16 protein-coding genes and 1 other annotated feature are annotated in these 21,526 nt (G+C 38.5%); of the genes, 3 read left to right on the top strand and 13 right to left on the bottom strand.

Annotation, left to right across the window (positions count from 1 at the left end):
* Nucleotides 1-36: 36 nt before the first annotated feature.
* The 8 genes from cphA to yabG form a co-directional block, all read right to left on the bottom strand.
* On the bottom strand, nt 37-2,688 hold the full coding sequence (gene cphA, locus OXPF_RS08205) for a cyanophycin synthetase (RefSeq protein ID WP_054874724.1): 2,652 nt from the start codon (nt 2,686-2,688) through the stop codon (nt 37-39).
* Nucleotides 2,689-3,525 carry a cyanophycinase gene (locus OXPF_RS08200; RefSeq protein ID WP_054874723.1) on the bottom strand — a complete coding sequence of 279 codons (837 nt, stop codon included), beginning with the start codon at nt 3,523-3,525 and terminating at the stop codon, nt 2,689-2,691.
* Between the two features lie 137 nt (nt 3,526-3,662).
* Entirely contained in the window at nt 3,663-5,222 is a 1,560-nt protein-coding gene (locus OXPF_RS08195) for a DUF3794 and LysM peptidoglycan-binding domain-containing protein (RefSeq protein WP_054874722.1), read from the bottom strand.
* Between the two features lie 355 nt (nt 5,223-5,577).
* On the bottom strand, nt 5,578-6,555 hold the full coding sequence (gene argF / locus OXPF_RS08190) for an ornithine carbamoyltransferase (protein WP_054874721.1): 978 nt from the start codon (nt 6,553-6,555) through the stop codon (nt 5,578-5,580).
* A gap of 297 nt (nt 6,556-6,852) precedes the next feature.
* Nucleotides 6,853-8,097: an arginine deiminase gene (gene arcA, locus OXPF_RS08185; protein ID WP_054874720.1), complete on the bottom strand. Its 1,245-nt coding sequence runs from the start codon at nt 8,095-8,097 to the stop codon at nt 6,853-6,855.
* A gap of 183 nt (nt 8,098-8,280) precedes the next feature.
* Nucleotides 8,281-8,547: a Veg family protein gene (locus OXPF_RS08180; protein WP_054874719.1), complete on the bottom strand. Its 267-nt coding sequence runs from the start codon at nt 8,545-8,547 to the stop codon at nt 8,281-8,283.
* Between the two features lie 232 nt (nt 8,548-8,779).
* Nucleotides 8,780-10,213: an N-acetylmuramoyl-L-alanine amidase gene (locus tag OXPF_RS08175; RefSeq protein ID WP_054874718.1), complete on the bottom strand. Its 1,434-nt coding sequence runs from the start codon at nt 10,211-10,213 to the stop codon at nt 8,780-8,782.
* Nucleotides 10,214-10,464: 251 nt separating this feature from the next.
* Nucleotides 10,465-11,328 (bottom strand): sporulation peptidase YabG, encoded by an 864-nt coding sequence (gene yabG / locus OXPF_RS08170; protein WP_054874717.1) that lies wholly within the window; start codon nt 11,326-11,328, stop codon nt 10,465-10,467.
* A gap of 202 nt (nt 11,329-11,530) precedes the next feature.
* Here yabG and OXPF_RS08165 point away from each other — a divergent pair, with 202 nt between their 5' ends.
* The gene (locus OXPF_RS08165) at nt 11,531-13,090 is read left to right on the top strand and encodes a glycosyl hydrolase family 18 protein (RefSeq protein ID WP_054874716.1); all 1,560 of its coding nucleotides are present in this window, start codon (nt 11,531-11,533) and stop codon (nt 13,088-13,090) included.
* A 49-nt stretch (nt 13,091-13,139) separates the two neighbouring features.
* Here OXPF_RS08165 and OXPF_RS08160 read toward each other — a convergent pair whose 3' ends face one another.
* A complete protein-coding gene (locus OXPF_RS08160) occupies nt 13,140-14,138 on the bottom strand; it encodes a CotS family spore coat protein (RefSeq protein WP_054874715.1) in 999 nt (332 codons plus the stop codon).
* A 560-nt stretch (nt 14,139-14,698) separates the two neighbouring features.
* Between OXPF_RS08160 and OXPF_RS08155 the strand changes: the two genes are divergently transcribed.
* Nucleotides 14,699-15,616, top strand: coding sequence for a TRM11 family SAM-dependent methyltransferase (locus OXPF_RS08155; RefSeq protein WP_152967724.1), 918 nt, complete (start codon nt 14,699-14,701; stop codon nt 15,614-15,616).
* 4 nt (nt 15,617-15,620) lie between these two features.
* Here the strand turns inward: OXPF_RS08155 and OXPF_RS08150 are convergent, their stop codons facing one another.
* From OXPF_RS08150 to ilvB, 4 genes are all read right to left on the bottom strand, one after another.
* Nucleotides 15,621-16,394 carry an IclR family transcriptional regulator gene (locus OXPF_RS08150; RefSeq protein ID WP_054874713.1) on the bottom strand — a complete coding sequence of 258 codons (774 nt, stop codon included), beginning with the start codon at nt 16,392-16,394 and terminating at the stop codon, nt 15,621-15,623.
* Nucleotides 16,395-16,565: 171 nt separating this feature from the next.
* Entirely contained in the window at nt 16,566-17,558 is a 993-nt protein-coding gene (gene ilvC / locus OXPF_RS08145; protein ID WP_054874712.1) for a ketol-acid reductoisomerase, read from the bottom strand.
* 47 nt (nt 17,559-17,605) lie between these two features.
* Nucleotides 17,606-18,085, bottom strand: coding sequence for an acetolactate synthase small subunit (gene ilvN / locus OXPF_RS08140; protein WP_054874711.1), 480 nt, complete (start codon nt 18,083-18,085; stop codon nt 17,606-17,608).
* Between the two features lie 3 nt (nt 18,086-18,088).
* Nucleotides 18,089-19,765: a biosynthetic-type acetolactate synthase large subunit gene (gene ilvB / locus OXPF_RS08135; protein ID WP_054874710.1), complete on the bottom strand. Its 1,677-nt coding sequence runs from the start codon at nt 19,763-19,765 to the stop codon at nt 18,089-18,091.
* 83 nt (nt 19,766-19,848) lie between these two features.
* Nucleotides 19,849-20,075 (bottom strand) — a binding site (T-box leader).
* A gap of 151 nt (nt 20,076-20,226) precedes the next feature.
* Here ilvB and OXPF_RS08130 point away from each other — a divergent pair.
* Nucleotides 20,227-21,351, top strand: coding sequence for a glycosyltransferase family 4 protein (locus OXPF_RS08130; RefSeq protein WP_054874709.1), 1,125 nt, complete (start codon nt 20,227-20,229; stop codon nt 21,349-21,351).
* Nucleotides 21,352-21,526: the final 175 nt, after the last annotated feature.

Raw genomic sequence — 21,526 nt, 5'->3', positions numbered from 1 at the left:
AAATCCTTCTTTATTTGTTTTTTATTGCAGGGGGCTTTATGCCCCCTGCATAGTTTTGCTTATACCTGCCATTGTCCTCACTTTGCCTTCCATGTCTATATGCCTTTTTATGACTTCCACAATTCCATCCAGCTTTTCATAGAAGACTATAATCAGGTCACCGGGCTTTGCATCATTCATGGCAGTGTCCAATGCTTTCTCCTCAGATAGAATTATATTTATACTGTCTTTTGATTTTCCGCCTGAAATTGCTCCCATCTCCAAAAGTTTTGCTATTTCACCCGGGCTTCTGCCTCTTAAATCGCTGTCTTCTTTAATATACATGTAATCGAAATAGTCAGCGGCTATCCTTCCGATTTTAACTGCATTTTCATTGCTCCTGTCTCCCGGCACGCCTATTACTCCAACCAATCTTGAAGCACCCAGCTTTTTGGCGGCCTCCAGCACTCCTTTATACCCTGCCACATTGTGTCCGTAATCCACCAGCACTCTGTAGTTACCCACATTGTACACATTGAACCTTCCGGGATTTTGAATTTCATTAAGATAAAAGGTTTTAAGGCCCATGGATATTACGTCCACCGGAATATTCAAGCCTACACAGGCTGAAATTGCAGCCAGGCAATTTTCCACATTGTATGCAATTCTGCCGTCCATGGTGGAAGGTATATCGGCTATGTTGGCGGCAATTGTGTTCTCTTCACCTTTTGCTATATAAATTGCACCTTCATTTACATATACGCTTATCCTTCCCTCTTTAAGATGCTTTTTAAGTATAATATTATCTTTGTTAATTGAAAAGTAAATAATATTTGATTTTACTCTTTCACTTATTTGAGGGGTAAAATGGTCATCTGCGTTTAAGACGGCATAGCCTTCATCTTTAACGGACTCGGCCACCAGGGATTTGACAAAGGCCATATCCTCTAAAGTATTAATATTATCCAGGCCAAGATGGTCATCGGATATATTGGTTATAATACCGACATCGGCAAGATCATAGCCTAAACCCAATCTCACAATGCCGCCTCTTGCCGTTTCTAAAACAGCTGCCTCTACATTTTTATCGCTTAAGATAGTTCTGGCGCTTACCGGTCCTGTGGTATCCCCCTTCAGCACGCATTTGTTGTTTATATATATTCCGCTGGTGGTTGTCATTCCCACATTATAGCCATATAAGGACAATATGTGAGCTATCATCCTGGTGGTGGTGGTTTTGCCATTTGTGCCCGTAACGGATACAATAGGTATGGAATACTTGCTGTCCTTTGGATAAAGCATATCAACTATGGCTTTGGCCGCGTCTCTTGCTTTACCTTCCGCCGGATAATGGTGCATCCTTATCCCCGGTGCTGCATTTACCTCTATTATCACACCTCCTGTTTCAATTATGGGCTTTCCTATGTCAAAAGTCGTTATGTCAACTCCTGCAATATCAAGTCCTACAAGCTTTGCTGCTTTAATCGCAAGCTCAGCATTTAACGGATGTATGATATCGGTGCAATCTTTTGCTGTAGCACCTGTCGATAAATTTGCATTTTCCCTCAAATAAAGCTTTTGACCTTTTTTAAGCACTGTATCTATAGACATATTTTTCTTTTTAAGAGTTCCAACGGAAATATCATCCAACTGGATTTTTGTCAGTACCTTTTCGTGATCGCAGCCTCTCTTTGGATTTTTATTTTCTATATCCACCAGTTCTTTAATTGAGGACATTCCATCGCCAATTATAAAGGGAGGTATGCGCAAAGCAACGGCAGCTACAGTATCACCTACCACCAATACCCTGTAGTCCTTGCCTTCGATGAATTTCTCTACCATAATTTCCTGGCTGATTTTCTTTGCAATGTCATATGCCTCAATAACCTCTTCATCACTGTTTAAGTTTACACATACTCCTTTGCCCTGATTCCCGTTCTTTGGCTTTATTACCACAGGGTATTGCATTTTTTTAGCAAAATAAAGGGCATCATCCTTATCCTTTACTGTGTAGCCTTCTGCTACGGGAAGACAGGCATCTTTTAAAATTTTCTTGGTAAGAGCTTTGTCACAGGCTATATCGACAGCTACACAGCTTGTATTCTCAGTTAAAGTTGCCTCCACCCTTTTCATATATCTGCCATATCCTAGCTGCAGTATGCTGTCATCACCAATACGCATTAGGGGAATCTTGCGTTTTAGAGCTTCCTTATATATCGCATCGGTGCTTGGACCTAAAGCAAAGCTTTCTGCTTGTTTCTTAAGCTTTAAAAAATTATCCATAAAGGATATATCTTTGCCGGAAATGATATCATTAAATGTATCTATAATGAGTTCACCGCAAAGTATACCCGTATTTTCAACCTCATACTGATATACTATTTCGTATATATTCACATCCTCCGTTGCCCTCGCCCTGCCAAATTTCACATTGAAACCCAGCATATTCTGAAGTTCAAGTATGGAATGTTCCGCAACATGTGCTAAATAGGTTCCCTCACTAAGCCTCTTTAAAAAACCTCTCTCAATACCCAAGGAACACTTGTGCTCCTTAAGGCCCGGCAGGCATTGTATAAGCCTTTCATTAAACCCGGGTATTTTGATAGTAGGCGTATCATAGTACTCCTCTAAGTCTACCGTCATTTTTATAACTGGTTTATGACTGTGGATATTTCTCCCGCAGTAGACCTGAGTATTTTTTATGTGCATTTATTGAATTTCCTCCTCTTTAGTGCTTTCCTTTTGAATAATTTTAGGTTCACGTGAAATCAAGTCAAATCCATACCCCTTTGGCAATATGTGAAGCTTCACATTCGTTAAGGCTAAAGGTTCTTCGGGCATAAGTTCGGATACATTTGTATGGGATAAACACATTCCGTCAACAACTGTGACAGACTGGGAACCTATTACATAAAAATTATCTCCTTCCACAGTTATTGCCGTATCTTCGTCTATTCCCACTCCTAACATATGAGGATTTTGTGCGACGGCTGACATAAGCCTTCCTATCCTTCCTCTTTGAGCAAAATGCTGATCAATTATAACTTCATTTAATAGACTCAGTCCCGGAGCCATATTTAAAGTGCATAATTTCGCTGCATCATCATTTGAGCCTTCCACAATCATATTGCTGCTCATGGCGGAAGCCCCGGCACTCGTCCCCACAATTAAGGCTCCTCTTTGATACGCATCATGAAGGCTCTTATAAATATCCGTTCCTCCTAACAGGCTGGTAATCCTTAATTGATCTCCTCCCGTAAAAAAAATACAGGTAGCTTCATTTATTAATTGTGTATACTCTTCATTTGAGGCTTCAGCCCTGGCATTTATATTTACGATGTCGACAGTTTTAACTCCCAGTCTCTTAAATATCTTTTTATATAAGCTTCCTACTTCCTCAGGCCGTTCTGTAGCCGTGGTCATAACCACTATCCTGGAATTTTCCTTTCCGGACAAGTGTACTACTTTACGGAGAATTTCACACTTCCCTTCCTTATCTTCTGCTCCGCCTATAATAACAAGCTTTCCTTTTGTGTTTTCACTCATTCTAAGCCTCCATGCATAAGATGCCCTTGAATACATATTTTAAACAGATTCCTTTATATTTTTTCCTTGTCCCCAATATTTATTCTAAAAGATACCATAAAAAAACAACTGCTTGTTAGCAGTTATTTTTTATTGATTTAAGCTCTTTTAGGAATAATAAGCTTCATTCCTGGCATCAATTTATCGGCATCCACTATTTCATTTACCCGGACTAAATCTTCTACAGTTGTAGAATATCTCTTCGCTATGGACCACAAAGTATCCTTGTTCTGAACCACATATATGGTTATGCTGGCTTTATGAGCTTGAATCTCTGCCTCTGACTGATCTATTTTTGTTATAAGCTCTTTAAATACTTTGTTATATAATTTCACATAGCAGTTTAAAATTATCCTTAATTCCACTTCATTTTTTGTCAGCATGGTGCCGTCCATGCTCTCAATATCCACTTCCACCTCAGGCTTCATGGCTGAATTGCAGCCAGGAATAATAACCGATGTCCGGAAAGGAATTTCATCCTGGAAGCTGTTTACGATATTTTCTTCATTCCTGGTGTGATATATTACATCGCATACCAAAACACCTTCTATGACTACCTTGTCATCCACCAGCTTATAATCTGTGACGGTGGGGATGCATACCATATCATAGACTTTATCTATACCGGGCATATCTGCGGGTAAAGAGACTGATTCCTTTACCACGGCCTGGGCTGAATCTCTGGCATAAAAAATATCCATAGCTATGTTTTTCTTTTCGCACTCGATTTCAATAGATGGGGCATAGGCATCAATTATTGCCGGGAATTCCTTTTTCTGAGACACAGTGGCTCTCATGTTCACAACAACTTCCACATCTACCTGGCGTTTTTCCTCTTCATCATTTTCCTTAAGCTCCGCATATACGTCCTCTATCCTGTAATCAACGTAGCACAGCATATCCGGAGTAACACCCGACATCTCTAAGGTATGGGTAAACTCCATATCTTCCTCGACCTTGAAAATATCAGGATTTTCTTCCTTTGAGGAATACAATACAGGAACAAATACCTTTCCTGTGATAACCACCCTGTCATCCTCAAGTTTTACATCCTTGCTGTGGATGGTGGCATTATACTTTAACAGTTCATCTGCATGAGGCATGCTCTGGGGAATGTTAATGCTGCCTTTTATTACTGTCTGGGCAGTGTTATTGCCCACAATCTCATCGGTTACAATAGTGTCACGCAATAGCTGAATATCCGATACTCCGCTCACTTCTTTAACTGCGTCAAGGGACAGTATATCCGTAACCTTGCCCTTTAAATTAAGGACGCATCTCATATTAACTTTTCTTCCATTAAGTCTGTCAAAATCGATATGTTCAATATCACATTTTATGTCGGCATCCATTTTGGGCATGGCATTAGGCACATCGATATAATGTGAAAAATTTGCACTTTGGTTCATTGAATAGATAGGCTGAGGTTCCCCATTGGCTGCATAAAGTATCTGCAGGTTTACATCGCCTTCCACTGCGATTCTGTCCTGCTCTACATCCTTGCTGGTTATATTAACCTTGCCCTCTACGGACAATATTCTTGCTATATCGGGTTTTATGTCCGGTACTATTATGTCTCTATTAACCAGCGCCTGGCTTTGCCCTTCACCAACCACCTGCTCAAATCTTAGAATATCTCTAATAAGCTCAAGTCCCACTTTATCCCTCCTTCAATAATCAGAAATTATACTAATATATAAATATAAGTTTCTACATAAAAATATGTGTACTTGTACAAAAATATTACTAATTAAATAGCATCAAAGTCTCAGATTATAACACAGCCTGTATATCAAATTTTTGCATAAAAAAAGTTGATATACAACTTTCGCTAGGGGGGACCTATGTCCCCCTTCGACGTAAAAATGCCTTGGCATTTTTACTGAGCCTCCCCTTGACGGCAAGGGCGTCCCGTCCTTTGCAATCCTCGTTTTTTATATAATAAGAAATTGAACTTTATTATTATATAAAAAAAACCGGTATTTTCCACCGGTATTCTTTATGTATTCATTTTTACAAAGTTGCTACCATAACCGCCTTTATAGTATGCATCCTGTTTTCTGCTTCATCAAATACGACGGAATGCTTGCTTTCAAACACATCCTCATCCACTTCGCATATTTCAGGATTATTTGATGAAACCTCTGTATCCTCATTGTGGAAAGCCGGGAGGCAATGCATGAATATAACGTCCTCGTTTCCAGTTGCACTGATTAAATCCATCGTAACCTTATAAGGTTTTAAAAGAGCCACCCTTTTTTGCATCTGGTCCTCTTCTCCCATGGACACCCAAACATCGGTGTAAATTACATCGGCATTTCTTACAGCCTCTTTGGGATCCACTATGAACTCTATTTTCCCTCCGTTTTTAAGAGCCAGTTCCTTAGCTTCTTCAATGATTTCACCGGAAGGCAAAAGCTCTTTAGGTGAGCAATTTACAAAGGTCATGCCCATAATAGCACAGCCCATCATAAGGGAGTTTGCCATGTTGTTTCTGCCATCCCCTATAAATACAAGCTTTCTTCCCTTTAATTTCTTTCCGAACTTTTCCCTTATGGTCATAAAATCAGCAAGCACCTGGGTAGGATGGGAATAATCCGTTAATCCGTTCCACACAGGAACACCGCTGTATTTTGCAAGTTCTTCAACGGTTTGCTGTTTAAATCCCCTGAATTCTATACCGTCAAACATCCTTCCTAAAACCCTTGCCGTATCTTTAACCGTTTCTTTTTTGGAGAGCTGTATATCGGACTTGCCTAAATATTCAGGATGAGCCCCTTCGTCATAGCAAGCCACAACAAACGCACATCTGGTCCTGGTGGAGGCCTTTTCAAATATCAATGCAATATTTTTTCCCTCCAAAAGATTTCCCTTTATCCCCGTTCTTTTTTTAGCCTTCAAATCATCCGCCAAATCCAGCAAATATTCAAATTCTTCAGGTGTCAGCTGCTCAACAGTCAGTAACGATTTCCCTTTCATATTAACAGGCATTTTTATTCCTCCTATTTATTTCTCTGTAATAGTTGACAAGGCTTTCGAACGCTCTAATGCCTATCGCATGTAAAACTTGATCAGGCATAAGTCATAACTGGCTAACACTCAAACAATAAGTTGGGGACATTCAGCTAATATAAGGTGACACCAACTTATGAGTGTCCCCTCTCCTTAAAAGTATCCTGACCTTCGTTAACATGCACGCGGCCTTTCCGCAATGTTCTCAGTGGCCTTATCAACTATTACAACACATTAATTTTATTAATTATATTTAAAATTCTACTTTATAACTTGCTAATTAATATCATCCCTAACAAGAGGCATGCTCATGCACCTCGGGCCGCCTCTTCCCCGTGAAATTTCGGAGCTTCTTATGGAAATTACCTTTATATTATGACTTTCCAAAAGCTCATTGGATACATAATTTCTTTCATATGTTATCACTACGCCCGGGGCTATGGCCAAAGTGTTCGATCCGTCGTTCCACTGCTCCCTTGCTGCTACGATGGGGTCGCCGCCCCCGCACCGTATAAGATCCACTTCATTTAATGTAAGTTCCTTTTTTAATATTTTTTCCAGGGTATTTGTCTGGTAGGATATATCAATTTGCCCGCTTGCAGCGGGAGTTATTATATAAAGATTCATAGGGTTTTCAATGCCGGGATGAATGGTAAATTTATCAATATCGACCATGGTAAATACGGTGTCTAAATGCATAAATGCCCTGCATTTTGGTATATCAAAAACCAGAACCTTTTTAAAGGGACTGCCTTTAAAAATATTCCGTGCCGCCAGTTCTATGGCTTCAGGGCTGGTCCTTTCACTGCAGCCAATGGCTATGGCTTCGCGGTTCAACACAATCTGGTCTCCGCCTTCAATTGGATAAGCCATATCCCTTGTATACCACAAAGGAGCGTATACATCTTTAAAAATTTCATGATGTTCATATATATATTTTAAAAGCAAGCTCTCACGTTTTCTAGCCTCGGTTTTCATTCTGTTTATTGTGAGTCCGCAGCCTAAAACCGCACCTATATCCCTTGTAAAATAAAGATTGGGCATAGGATCCAAATAAAATTGATATTTGTCCACCACGAGCTCTGAAAGGCTTTGATTTTTAATTTGAGGAACTTCCTTTTTCCTGACCCCTGCGATCAGCGTATCGGCCAGAGCCTTACCTTCAAGCTGCACCAAATATTCAAAAAGGGCATTCTTTAAGCTGCTGCTTATTATATTGCTTTCATCCAAAAAATCGTTTATAAAGCATTCTTTTATTCTTGTATCCTTTAAAACTTCAGCAAGCATTTCTTCTATATAATAAACGGCCGCACCGTTATCACCCAAAACCCTTGCAAAGGCGTCATGCTCCTCAACTGCAATCTTTAAATAAGGTATGTCATCAAAGAGAAGTCTTTCTAAGTACTCAGGTACCAGGTTTTCAATCTCTTTTCCCGGCCTGTGCAGGAGTACGGCCTTAAGCTTGCCTATATCCGATGTTACATTTAAGAATGTTCTGCTCAAAAAACCTCTCTCCTTCATGCCTATATAAATACAAAATTCTTCGACTATTATTTTTCCCTTTAATGACTAAAACATGACATAACCAATATTCTTATGCCATGTTCATATATTTACAAATCCATAGTTTATTATATATTGGATATACCATAAAATCAACATAGTCGAGAATTAAGTAAAAATTAATCCAGCTTGCTCGCTGGATTAATTAAATGCAATATTTTCTTTATTTTTACTGAAAATTAATTGTACAGTTTCTGTCAATATATCTGAATAGCTATAAGATACCGTGCGTACATCCTTGGATTTTCCTTCAATTCTTACAACGAAAATATTTGGATAAGCTTTTTCCAATATTCCTTCTTTTACGTAGACCTTTTTTCTTCCACCATTTGCTTTTAGCATTACTTTTTCCCCAACATGGCTGTCAACTTCTTTTCTGATGGCGTTTAGTATCTCTTTTCCTTTCATGTAAACACCTTCTTTCTACAGTAAACATTTTACACTATGAAAGGATTTTTGTCAATATGGGGACATATATTTTATCAGCACATCTGCAGGTTGTCAATATTAACAGTTTGTTAAATTTCTTAATTATAAATTGAATTTTTCGCTTTTTTTTATTTATGTCCCAATATAAGCACTTTATCTTCTTATATTCCCTATATTTTATATTTGATTTTTATTTAATTAGCTGAAAGCCTTATATACCATAGTAATCCAGAATGCTTTTGTGTATGGATTTAGCAATTTCATCTTTTACTTCATCGGATTTAAGCCGCTCTTCCTCCAATGGATTTGTTATATACATGCATTCTACGGAAACAGCGCTTACCTTTGACTCCCTCAGCATATAAAAGTCTGCATTTCTGTTGCCTCGGCTAACTGTATTTAAAGCCTTTACTATGTTGTCGTGAATCAGTTTACTCATATTCTCCCCTTCCGTATCCCCGCGGTAGTAGTACACTTCGGTTCCTGAAACCTTAGATGAGAAAAAGGAGTTTTGATGTATGCTTACTAAAAAATTTGGCCGCACACTGTTAACAAGCTCTATCCTTTTAGGCAGGGAAATATCCGTATCTTCGTTTCTTGTCATAACTACCTTTGCCCCGCTGTTTTCTAAAAGCTTGCTAAGCTTATTGGCAATATATAAATTGACATCCTTTTCCCTCAGTCCTGTAGGCCCCTTTTCGTCGTCTCCGTGTTCACCTCCATGGCCGGGATCTATAATAAAGGTTTTGCCTTTTAAGGGAATATCATCTCCTGCCGTTTCGATAGGCTCAATATTTATATTTGTATAATAGTAACTTAAAATATCCCTGTAATTGTAGCCTTCCTTGGCCATTTGATTGGCTCCATACAGGCACATTCCTATTCCGTCTCCCTGGCCTCTTATTTTAAACTTCAAGACAACAGGGTCCCAGCCAAAACGGGATGAACCTAAACCCAGGATTTGGTTGACTTCCACGCCGGTGAAAATTCTTCCACCGATTTTTACTTTTTTTATCCTTCCTGTATCATCCCTCACCACGTCCTCAATTATACCTTCCATTTCAGGGCCGAAAGTACTATTGCCTTTTAATGTCTTGATGTTAAGTTTATCTTCCAGTTCCTGCATGGAGATTTCTATGGTTTTATCCCAGTGGGGAGATCCGGAACAGTATTTGCACAGCACCTTTCTGTAATACATTATCCTGTTTCCAAATACATCTTCCGAATTTTCGGTGCCTCCGCCGCAGGTAAGATGATAATCAGAAGCTATAGGCCTCCCGCCGCAGGTCATTATAAAATCGGCAGTTTCTTCCTCTGCTATACAAGCCAGCTTATAAAATTCATCAAAATCATCCGGCATGCTTTTTCTAAGCAGGCTTAAATCCGTTATTTCTACGCCGCATTTACCATCCGTGCATAAATCGGCATCCTTATTCAGCTCGCATCCGTAACCGTCAAAAGCCTTAAGTTTTTTTACCACCCATGTCCTTACTGCTACCGCCAGGGCTTTTACAGCTTCAACTTCGAAGCATTCAGGCATTTCCCGGGTTGTTATCCTCCTTACAACGTCATTCAGTCTCATTTTATACATTTCGCCGCTTTGCCCATCAAATATATTAACCAATATTTCATGGCCGCTTGACATATTTATCACCCCCGGCTTTAAGCACTTTTATGTACTTATTCAAAGGGCTGTTGCATTTTAAACACTGCATTCGCCATGTTCGAGTTTTGCAAGTTCTAAGGCTCCCTGCCTTGAAAATACAAGAATTTCTAAACTTCACTATGCTTAAACAATCTAAAATTCTAAGTATTTTCTGCAGCAGCGTCACTAAGAACTTTTAAAGAACTCTCACGATGCTCATTACGTTGTTTAAAACGCAACAGCCCTTGATACTATGAATATAAGGATTTAGGAAAGCCCTGGCGGTATTTTCCCCTGGTCTCCAAGCCCCCGATTCCTTTTATTCCCGTTATTGTATTGCTTATAGCTTCCTGAATTGTCAATACCTTGTTGATTCCGGTATAAGCCACTTTTTCGCAGATAAAAACGGGATCCAGTGCATGTATAAGTACTCTGTGAGGTGAGCTTGCATAATTAGCGCCTGCTTCGATTATGGCCTCATAGAAGGATTGGCAGGCTCCGGCAAATATAACCAGATCATCCAATGAGGGGTCATAGCTCCTGGCAACTTTAACTGCCTCTACAAAGAACCTGGAGCTTCTGTAACTGTCTAAGCTTGTATAATTATTCTGACCCTTCAGCATCCCATCATGACCTGTAAGTACCAATATATCGGGCTTCACTTCATTCAACAAATCCAGAATTATTTCAGGCTGGCTTGCTTCGGCAATAAGCTTTGGAGTAACCTCTAAATTAAGCTGCTTATATGTCTTTATACAGGTATTTAAATATTCCTCATCTGCATCAATGTGAAGTATTCTTCCGGATCTTCCGAAAGTCTCATCATCTCTGAAACCTCTTTTGTCTTTAATGCCCATTGACCTCCTGTCGGATAAAATTCTTTTGACGTTTTTATTCACCCTCTTGCTGTATATAAGTTTATCGGAGTTAACATCTTCTAAATCGGGCAGCTTAAGATCACTGGGAGGAGCATCTGCTATAAGCCGGTGGTCTAACCCCTTCAATATGACCCTGTCCTCTTCACAATTCACTTTAACTATATCTGTTATCTTAAAATACACATCGCCGCCGTAGGATTTCCTCACTACTATGTCTCCTATATTAAATGCTGGCATTTGCTACCCTCCGTATTGTAAAAGATATATTGTTGTATTATATACTATGAAGTTGACAAAAGTATTGTGCATGGGCTAAATCAGGTCAGTTTAAATATTATAATGCCGCAGCATAAATAAGGAGGATATTCTTGTTTAGGTGTAGAAATAAATATTATATACAGCAATTCATTCTTAGTTTATTTATGGGGGGCTGCCTTAAGTGAGAAAGGGTTTAATTCTTTTTATCTGTATCCTTGTTTCTTTATCTGCTAATACTCCGGCTTCGGCTCTTGCGTACAGTGTAAATCCTTTTTATGCAATTAAAAGTTATGAAGAGTATATGGATATTAAAGACGCTCTGGGTACTGCAAATTATATGTATTATGGATGGGCACGGATTGCCAGAGATTCCAATAATAGAATGGTTTTCACCAGTGAAAAAAAGAACTTAAGTGTATACGATTCATATAATGAATATTCTCTGCCAACTCCTGCAGATGAAGGATTTCCCAATGAGATACATAAAGACCTTTATCCTATCTCCAATAATCTTTTGATGGTTTTTTTCAGCACCCAGAAGTATAATGACGGCAAAAATAGCGCTCTGGAATTTTTGAACATGAAAGATGAGGAGTGGGAAGATTATATAATTAATCCTATGATAGAGATGATACATAAGTACAATTTCGACGGCGTTGTACTGGACTTTGAGGGATTTTTGGACAAGTTTTCCGATTCGAATTATTCCGAATCAGTAAACGATAGATTGAAAGAAAAATATAATAATTTTCTGACCTTTTTAAAGAGCAGGCTGCAGGATAAGAAGCTTTCCGTATGTGTAAATGTTCCCGAAAATTATGACGGCTATGATTACAAGCATATATACAGTATTGCAGATTCCATAATCCTGCTTACATATCCTCATGTGCACTATACCGAATATGAGGAATCGGATGGTATTTCAGAACTTACCGGAAAAATAAAAGCTGTTGATATACCGGAGTGCCAGCCTTTTGATAAGATTGATTACAGTCTGAACAGGCTTACGGAGCTTTTAATAAATGAATTTGGAGAGAATTATAACCCTCAAAAAATTTTACTGGGTGCTACCATCGAAACAAACGGATGGATTGAAAAAGAGTTCCAAAATAGCACTGGAAGCTATATTTACTACGAACATATAAGGCCTGCATATAAGGAAATTGAGGATGCAAAAGGTGATGTTGAATACATCATCACATCAGACCTATATAAATATCAGTCAGTTACATACAAAAAAACTATCCCGGGCGACCCAGGTACCGGGGTTAAAAAGACAGAATATTATTATGAAACTCCTGAAACGATATATGATAAGTTTTATACACTGGTTTTAAAATATAATCTCTCAGGAATAACTGTATGGAGAATTGGCATTGGAAATGAAAAAATATGGGACAGCCTTTATAATATATTTAATACTCCTAATGTCCCCTATAACGAGCTTGAATCAAAGGAGGGCGTACCTTCGGATAAAATATGGACAATCAATTTTAATATGGCTCTTGATAAAAGCACCATAACGGATTCTTTGAACAGTATTTATGTTGCAGACTCTTCAGGCACTTCACAAAACATCACTCTGGAATACGATGATATCCACAATTCCGTAAAGGTTATTGCAGAAGATTTGTATAGGAAGGGAGACGTCTATTATTTGATTATAGGAAGGGATGTGAAATCCAATAGCGGCGGAAGCCTTGAAAAACCATCCCGGATGAAATTTAAAATAGCCCAATAACGGCAAATGAGCATCACCCCTTTATCCAAGGGCTATGATGCTCATAGTTTCATCTTACATACTTATCTTCAAACTGTCCGACAAAATCTATAAAGGGGTCCTTCTCTTCAATAATCTCCCTTATCTTCCTTAAGAAGGTGTGATCAGGCCAATTTGATTCATTATAATAATATCGGTTTGCCAGCCTCCATAGCCTTTGGGGGAATTTCAAAAATGCAAGTATTACCATATACTCCTCATCGCTGATAGTGCTTGCATTGTCATATTCATTCATCAAATCAATGCAAATGTCAAAATTCCAATCATTTCTTTTCAATACTTTTATTAAAAAGCTGGCTATATCATATGCACGTATTTCATATTTACAGTAATCAAAATCTATTACATGCAATTCATCCTTTTTATCAAATATTATATTGTGATAAGTATAATCATGATGGCAAAAACTTTTCTTGAGCAATGTGTCCTTCACAACATCATCGTACTTAGATCTCTCCAATGTGTCTATTGCTTCATTGGCAATACCCACATAAAGCTCAACATGTTCTATAAAAAGACGGTCAAACTCCGATTTGTCAAGTTTACCTTCCGCCATTGATTTCATCTTCTTAAGCCCGTCTCGCCTTTTAACCATGAGATGATGCCATCTCCCTAAATCCGACTTCAGCTTTGCACCATCAATGACCTCATAGCCTTTTGACGCCTCATGAAGCTTAGCCATGGCGGACGCAGCCTTTTTGGTCTCATGGGCGTCCCTGAAATTGCATTCTCTGCCGTCAATCCATTCAGTAATCACATACAAATCGTCACCGTACTCTACATAAGGGTTTCCATCACATGCCAGCATATATCTGTCCACATTGGGGAATCCATTTTTAATCAAATGTTCCTTTGCTCCATAGATGAACAAAAGCTTCTGTACTCCGTAATTTAATCTCTTTAAGCATTTTGTACCTTTATTTGTCTTTATTAGGTACACTCCCCTAGTGGGAGATATGCTCTCAAGCTGGAGATTAAATTGTTTTGCTATCTCCTTTTCCCAGAACATAAAACCACCCCCATGTAATATGTTATGTGCCATATTATTATGGTATGACCTCAGGTTCTAAAATTCGAAATTTTTATATTGTAATACTTTTTCTGTCATATGAAAATATTGCTTAATGTGTAATTTTGTGCATCAACCCATTGAAATCAATAATAAACCTTAGTATAATCGTTTATGAAAATAAAGTTTTATACCAATCAGACGGACATTAAAAAACGCAACCTTTTCCCCTCTTAATGATATTTTTTTAAAAATGATATTGTTATTTGAGTTTAACTTAAATTGAGGACCAGAAAAGGTTGCTTAATATATTTTTAGAAATTCAAGGTGCTTAAAGCACCTTTTTTTATTGTCCGGTTAAATAGTGTATAATAATATTAATGAGGAAGTGTCCCATACGTTGGGGACATATCTTAAATCTGCCCCAGACTTGCTACTAATTAAAGGAGATGTGTCGCCTTAATACGTTGGGGGCATTTACCCCGACTCCCCCATGATGTAACCCAAAAAGAGGGGAAGTGTCTCCTTACCTTCCCCCTACCTTAAACGGAGATGATTTAATGTATTTGTATATTCTTAGCAAACCTTCAAATCAGGAAAAAATCGCTGAGCTTGAGTGCCTGATGCTGACAGGTACTAAAACTGATAAAAGCTATGCAATAAGTCCAAACTACACAGATTTGAAAAGGGCAGCTTATATCGATTTCAGTGTTGATATCCATGCCGAGGATTATAGCCTTAATAATTTATATAAAAAAATTGAAAAATTGAATCTAAGCAGAGAAAGATTCAGAGTACGGTTTATAAATGTCCATGAGCATATTGATTTTCATGAAAGAAAAAGGGTAGAAAGAGAGATTTCCGACTTATTTCTAACCGCTCCGGACCTTAAGAACCCTCTTACTGATTTTATTGTTACCCGCATTGATCAAAAATGGCTCTTTGGCGAATTTGTTGAAAAATCACCGAACAGATGGCTTATATTCAATAAAAAACCCCATACTTTCTGTAATGCCCTGCCTTCAAGGATGGCAAGAGCATTAGTTAATATCGCAGCCTGCAATTCAACAGATATAAAACTTGTAGATCCCTGCTGCGGCGTTGGGACCGTCCTTTTGGAAGCTTTAGATATGGGAATAGATGCAGAAGGCTACGATATAAACGAAATAGTAGTAAACAATGCTAATTTGAATTTAGTGCATTTTGGATTTGAAAGCAAAGTCACATGCCTTGATGCGTCACACATCAAGGGCATGTATGATGTTTCTGTTATAGACCTTCCTTATGGGGTACTATCAAAAAAAGGAAGCGATAAGTATGACAGCATAATAGGAAATGCCAGAGACTTGTGTAAAAGAGCAGTTATATTAAGCAGCAGGGATATACAAAATATAATACTTTCCTGCGGCTTTAAAGTCATCGAATATATAATACTCCCAAAAGGAGGCCTAGACAGACATATAGCCGTCTGTGAGTAACGCCTTAAAATTCTCCCATATATCCCATCTCTTTTGAAATACTGTGGGCGCTGTTTTTTACTTGCTTTGCTATTGTTTCGAGGTTTTTTTCAAATCTGGCATAGGGTCCTACAGCACCGATAGCTGCAATAACCTGATTTTTATAATTAAAAATAGGTGCTGATATACCCGAACGGTCATCCGTAGATTCCCTTAAATCATAGGCTAACTTTTCCTGCCTGATTTTTTTTACCATCTTTTTAATTTCATCCGGTGATGTACATGTATATTGAGTAGACGGTGCCAGCCCCTTCTGAATATATTCTTCCAAGTCATCATCACAGAAGTTGGCTAAAAAAATTTTTCCCGGAGAGCTTGCATGCAAGGATAATTCCTTGCCGATTCTAGGAGCAATCTTATTTTCCTGTGGGCTGTCATATATATCAATATTGACTGCCGTCATATTATAATACATACACAGATGTGCTGTTTCTCCCGATATCTCGCTTAACTTTTTCAAATGATATCCTGCACTTTTTCTTAAATCCATTTCACTTAATACAGTCGCACCTAAGACAACAAAGACAGAACCCAGCTTATACTTTCCACTTTTCTCAGATACCGTAATAAAATCATGAGCACTTAGTGTGGTAAGTATTCTGTATATTGTGGTACGATTCATTTTAAGTTCCTTGCATAAATCACTTAATGTCCATTCCGGTTTTAGTGAAGTAAAGCATTTGAGAATATTTAATGTCTTTTCAAGAACCTTAACATTATACTTCTCTTCAGATTCCACTTTAAAATCCCCCTTATATCAATTATGTCATTATAAACCACGCCTATTTATATTATATAGTTTAATAACATATTCTGTAAATATATACCTGTTGAATAAAATCTCACTCAATTAATAAGAGCCATCTATCATAATAAAGATAAATGGCTTTTATTATCTGCTAAATAAAATTTATTTTTTAAACCATGGTATATAACTTCTTATTCTTGTCCCTACTTCTTCAACAGGGTGGTTTTTCTGTATCTCTTTTTCTGCGTTGAAGAAAGCCCTGTTTGACATATTCTCAACTATCCAGTTCTTTGCGAATGTACCGTTTTGAATTTCTGTAAGAACCTTTTTCATTTCCTTGCGTGTCTCTTCTGTTATAATTCTCTTGCCTGTTACATAATCACCGTATTCTGCCGTATCACTTACAGAATATCTCATCTTCGAGAAGCCGCCTTCATAAATCAAGTCTACGATAAGCTTCATTTCATGGATACATTCAAAATATGCCATTTCAGGAGCATATCCTGCTTCAACCAAAGTATCAAAGCCTGCTTTCATGAGCTCTGTAACTCCGCCGCAAAGTACTGACTGTTCACCAAAGAGGTCGGTTTCAGTTTCTTCTTTGAATGTTGTTTCAAAAACACCTGCTCTTGCAGCGCCTATTCCTCTTGCATAAGCCAGAGCAATATCCTTCGCATGGCCTGTATAATCATTATGAATAGCTATAAGCGCGGGAACTCCCTGCCCCTGAGTATATGTTCTTCTTACCAAATGTCCCGGCCCTTTTGGTGCCACCATAAGCACATCAACGTTTTTTGGCGGAACTATTTGTTTGAAATGGATATTAAAACCATGTGAGAACATTATAGCCTTTCCTTCTGTCATATAAGGCGCAATTTGCTCTTTATATACCTTTGCCTGGGCTTCATCAGGAAGAAGCATCTGTATAACATCTGCAGCCTGGCTGGCCTTATCTACAGTCATAACCTCAAAACCAAATTCAACTGCTTTCTGCCACCTTGCGCTTCCTTCTCTCAATCCGATAACTACATCAAGACCGCTTTCCTTAAGGTTAAGAGCCTGTGCATGGCCCTGGCTTCCAAAACCCATGACTGCTATTTTCTTGCCTTTCAAATACTCAATGTTTGCATCGCTTTCATAATACATCTTTACCATAGTGTTTTCCTCCTTTTATTGTGAGGATATATTTTTATATATCCTGTTTATACATTTTTTCTTACCATAGAAATTTCTCCTGTTTTGACAATTTCCAAAATCTCAAAAGACTTTAATGCCTCCACCAGAGCATCAATTTTATCTTCATCGCCTGTGGCTTCTATCATCAGGGATGAATTCTGAAAATCCACTATATTAGCCCTGAAGATATCAACAATCTGTATGATCTCACTTCTAACCTTTGTATCTGCTTTTACCCTAATGAGCACCAATTCCCTTGATACATGTTTTTTCTGGGTTATATCGGATACTTCGATTACATCAATGAGCTTTCTTAGCTGCTTTGTAATCTGCTCTATTATTTCATCATCTCCATAGACAACTATTATAAGGGTTGATGTTCCGGGAATATGAGTTTCACAGCCTACAAAGCTTTTTATATTGTAATTTCTTTTTGAAAACAAAGCCGAAACCCTGGTAACAACTCCCGGTGTATCATTGACAAGCACAGAAAGTATATGCTTCATTTGTTAACCTCCTATCATATTGTCAAGAGTTGAGCCTGCAGGTACAAAAGGATATACATTCTCAAACCTGTCGACCACAAAATCAATAAGAATAGTTTTCCTTAAATTAATGGCTTTTAATATGCAGTCATCCACTTCTTCCTTTTTTGTAACCCTCATACCCACAGCCCCGTAAGCTTCCGCCAACTTAACAAAATCAGGCTGCTCTTTTATATCAGTTTCTGAATACCTTTCATTATATAAAAGCTCCTGCCACTGCCTTACCATCCCTAAATATCCGTTGTTAACTATGGCAATTATCACAGGGAGGTTATAGCGCACCGCCGTCATCAATTCCTGGCTGTTCATCTGAAAGCTGCCGTCACCTGATATACATATAACGGTTTTTCCCGGGAATGCCGCCTGGGCTCCTATTGCTGCCGGGAAACCATAACCCATGGTACCCAATCCTCCGGAGGTTAAAAAGCTTCTCTGGATTTTACTCTTATTGTACTGGGCAGCCCACATCTGGTGCTCGCCTACATCGGTTGTAATTATGGCTTTGCCTTCCGTCAGCTCGTATATTCTTTTTATGACGTATTGAGGTTTCAGAGTGCCGCTTTCCTCAAATTTGAGGGGGTATTCCTCCCTTAATTCGCGTACTCTGTTTATCCAATCCCGCCTGTCTGAATTTACAGGGTTACAGCTTAACCTTTTCAGAGCTTCACCGAGTATTTTAGCAGCATCACCTACAATACCCATATCAACGGGTACGATTTTACCTATCTCCGCATCATCTATATCTATCTGAATTTTTTTAGCATCTTTGGCAAATTGGCCTGGATCTCCGGTAACTCTGTCATCAAATCTCATTCCTATGGCTATAAAAAGGTCGCACTGGCATACCGCATAATTTGCGTACCTCGTACCATGCATTCCTAGCATCCCAAGACACAGGGGATGATCCGTATCAAAAGCTCCTACTGCCATCAAAGTGGTAACAACAGGAATATTGAGCTTTTCAGCAAATTCTAAAAGCTCATTGTGAGCCCCGGATGCGATTATTCCGCCGCCAGCTGCAATAATTGGCCTTTGTGCTTTGCCGATTAAATCCAGCATCTCATCTACATTGCCGTTAATAAAATTATCATCATAGCAATAGCCCTTTACTTTTATTTCAGTGAGAGGGCTGTATTCAATTGAGCTTAGCTGAATATCGCTGGGTACATCAATAATAACAGGGCCCGGCCTTCCGGTCCTTGCTATATAAAAAGCTTCCTTTACTGTCGCGGCAAGTTCTTTTATATCCTTTACTATATAGCTGTGTTTTACAATGGGCATTGTAATACCAACGATATCAGCTTCCTGGAAGGAATCCTTGCCTAAGAGATGGGATTTTACCTGACCTGTTATTGCCACAATGGGAATTGAATCCATATAAGCAGTAGCAATACCTGTAACGAGATTTGTAGCTCCCGGCCCTGATGTTGCAATACATACTCCCACTTTCCCGGTAACTCTTGCATATCCGTCAGCGGCATGGGCAGCCCCCTGCTCATGTCTTACCAGGATGTGCCTTAAATCCGAATCATACAGCTTATCATAAAGCGGTATAACCTGGCCGCCGGGATAACCAAACACAATATCTACACCTTCATTCTTAAGGCATTCTATTAATATCTCTGCTCCTGTTTTAATCATGCTGTTAGTCTACCCCTCCTATCTTAGAACTTCATGTCGCTACCGCAAATTCAGGGTATAAAAAAACTCTATATGCTTACGCATATAGAGACGTCTTTTAAACGCGGTACCACTCTATTTGCCGCAGTATCTGCAGCCTCATACAGGTTCAAACAAACCCTGGCACGTAACGGCGCCACACGTGAAAGCCTACTTTATTTCAGCCTTCAAGCTCGGGATTGATTATTGCTATTCCGTCAGTGCCTGCTCTCAACTCCTGCAGGCTCTCTGTGACTGCTGCGAATAGTTTTCTATCCGTCATCGCTTTACATATTGTTAAATGAAATAATATCATATAGTTTATTTATTGTCAATTTTTTAAAATATTCTGAAACCTTTCCCGTGTAACCAAATCAGGCTGTTATTAATATAATAAATTACTTCTATTATTTCTTTTAACTTACCATGAAAGGATGCGAAAAATGAAAATTGGCATAGACGCCAGGGCTGCCAGATGGTATAGGGGCACGGGCATAGGAACATATACCTATCAGCTTATTTATAACCTCAATCTCATTGATAGTGAAAATTCCTACCTGTTATTTTGGCCCGAGGAAAATTTTTCAGATATACATCCGGGAGGGAACTTTAATTTCAAACTTATAGATGAAGAGAGAAAAGACAATTTTTGGGATGAAGTTGACATCCCTAATATACTTACTGACACGGAAATAGAGGTATATCATGTGCCCCAAAACGGCATAGGGCTTCCCGACAAAAAAACATGCCCATACGTAATAACCCTTCATGATGTTATACCTTATAAGCTCCCTGAAACAGTAGGGCCCAGTTATCTTAAAATATTCTTAGAAAAAATGCCCGACATAATAAAAAAGGCAGATGCAATAATAACTGTATCCGAATATTCTAAAAAAGACATAGCTGAGACCCTGAATATACCCACGAATAATATATTCGTTACCCATCTTGCAGCGGAAAATATATATTATCCTATGGACAGGGAAAAGGCAAAACAGCTTTTAACAAGAAAATACGGTATAAATGATGATTTCATATTGTATATCGGTGGATTCAGCCCCAGGAAAAACATAAAAGGTCTGATTGAAGCCTATTACAAAATATATAAAAAGCTTATTAAACCCAGAAAATTATTGATAGGGGGAAAACCGGGCAAGTCCTACGATGACTATAAAGAGCTTGTTAATAAACTAGGCATTGAAGACCATGTTATATTTTCAGGATATATACCGGTAAATGATCTTCCTCTTTTTTATAACGGTGCGGATTTATTTGTATACCCCTCGTTTTATGAAGGTTTCGGCCTGCCGCCTTTAGAAGCTATGGCTTGTGCCACGCCCGTTGTAACCTCTAATGTTACTTCCATTCCCGAAATTGTTGACGGATGTGCAATGTCAGTCAATCCATATGATTTTGATGAATTAGCTGAAGCTATGCATATTATACTGGATGATAGTAAACTATGGGAACATTATGCTGTGTCAGGCTTTAGAAAAAGCAGGGAATATACCTGGAAACAAACAGCTAAGAATACTTTAGATACTCTTATTCAGGTTGGCAAAAGGTAAAACGGGCTGTCGCATTTGACACACTGCATTTACTGTGCTCAAGTTCTACAAGTTCTAAGGTTCCCTGCCTTGAAAATACAAGAATTTTTAAACTTCATCCGTTCAAACAATCTAAAATTCTAAGTATTTTCTGCGGCAGAGTCACCAAGAGCTTGCAAAGAACTCTCACAGATGC

Source organism: Oxobacter pfennigii (genome assembly GCF_001317355.1).
Taxonomy (GTDB): domain Bacteria; phylum Bacillota; class Clostridia; order Clostridiales; family Oxobacteraceae; genus Oxobacter; species Oxobacter pfennigii.
Note: the sequence above shows the minus strand (reverse complement) of the source record. Positions and strands in the feature narration are given on the sequence as shown.

Bases quoted from the DNA above. Each gene is read 5' to 3' on its own strand.
- OXPF_RS08155 (WP_152967724.1), top strand. From the start codon at position 14,699: ATGTATTTGTATATTCTTAGCAAACCTTCAAATCAGGAAAAAATCGCT.
- yabG (WP_054874717.1), bottom strand. From the start codon at position 11,328: ATGCCAGCATTTAATATAGGAGACATAGTAGTGAGGAAATCCTACGGC.
- OXPF_RS08180 (WP_054874719.1), bottom strand. From the start codon at position 8,547: ATGAAAGGAAAAGAGATACTAAACGCCATCAGAAAAGAAGTTGACAGC.
- OXPF_RS08160 (WP_054874715.1), bottom strand. From the start codon at position 14,138: ATGTTCTGGGAAAAGGAGATAGCAAAACAATTTAATCTCCAGCTTGAG.
- OXPF_RS08130 (WP_054874709.1), top strand. From the start codon at position 20,227: ATGAAAATTGGCATAGACGCCAGGGCTGCCAGATGGTATAGGGGCACG.
- arcA (WP_054874720.1), bottom strand. From the start codon at position 8,097: ATGAAGGAGAGAGGTTTTTTGAGCAGAACATTCTTAAATGTAACATCG.
- argF (WP_054874721.1), bottom strand. From the start codon at position 6,555: ATGCCTGTTAATATGAAAGGGAAATCGTTACTGACTGTTGAGCAGCTG.
- ilvB (WP_054874710.1), bottom strand. From the start codon at position 19,765: ATGATTAAAACAGGAGCAGAGATATTAATAGAATGCCTTAAGAATGAA.
- ilvN (WP_054874711.1), bottom strand. From the start codon at position 18,085: ATGAAGCATATACTTTCTGTGCTTGTCAATGATACACCGGGAGTTGTT.
- OXPF_RS08175 (WP_054874718.1), bottom strand. From the start codon at position 10,213: ATGTCAAGCGGCCATGAAATATTGGTTAATATATTTGATGGGCAAAGC.
- cphA (WP_054874724.1), bottom strand. From the start codon at position 2,688: ATGCACATAAAAAATACTCAGGTCTACTGCGGGAGAAATATCCACAGT.
- ilvC (WP_054874712.1), bottom strand. From the start codon at position 17,558: ATGGTAAAGATGTATTATGAAAGCGATGCAAACATTGAGTATTTGAAA.
- OXPF_RS08200 (WP_054874723.1), bottom strand. From the start codon at position 3,525: ATGAGTGAAAACACAAAAGGAAAGCTTGTTATTATAGGCGGAGCAGAA.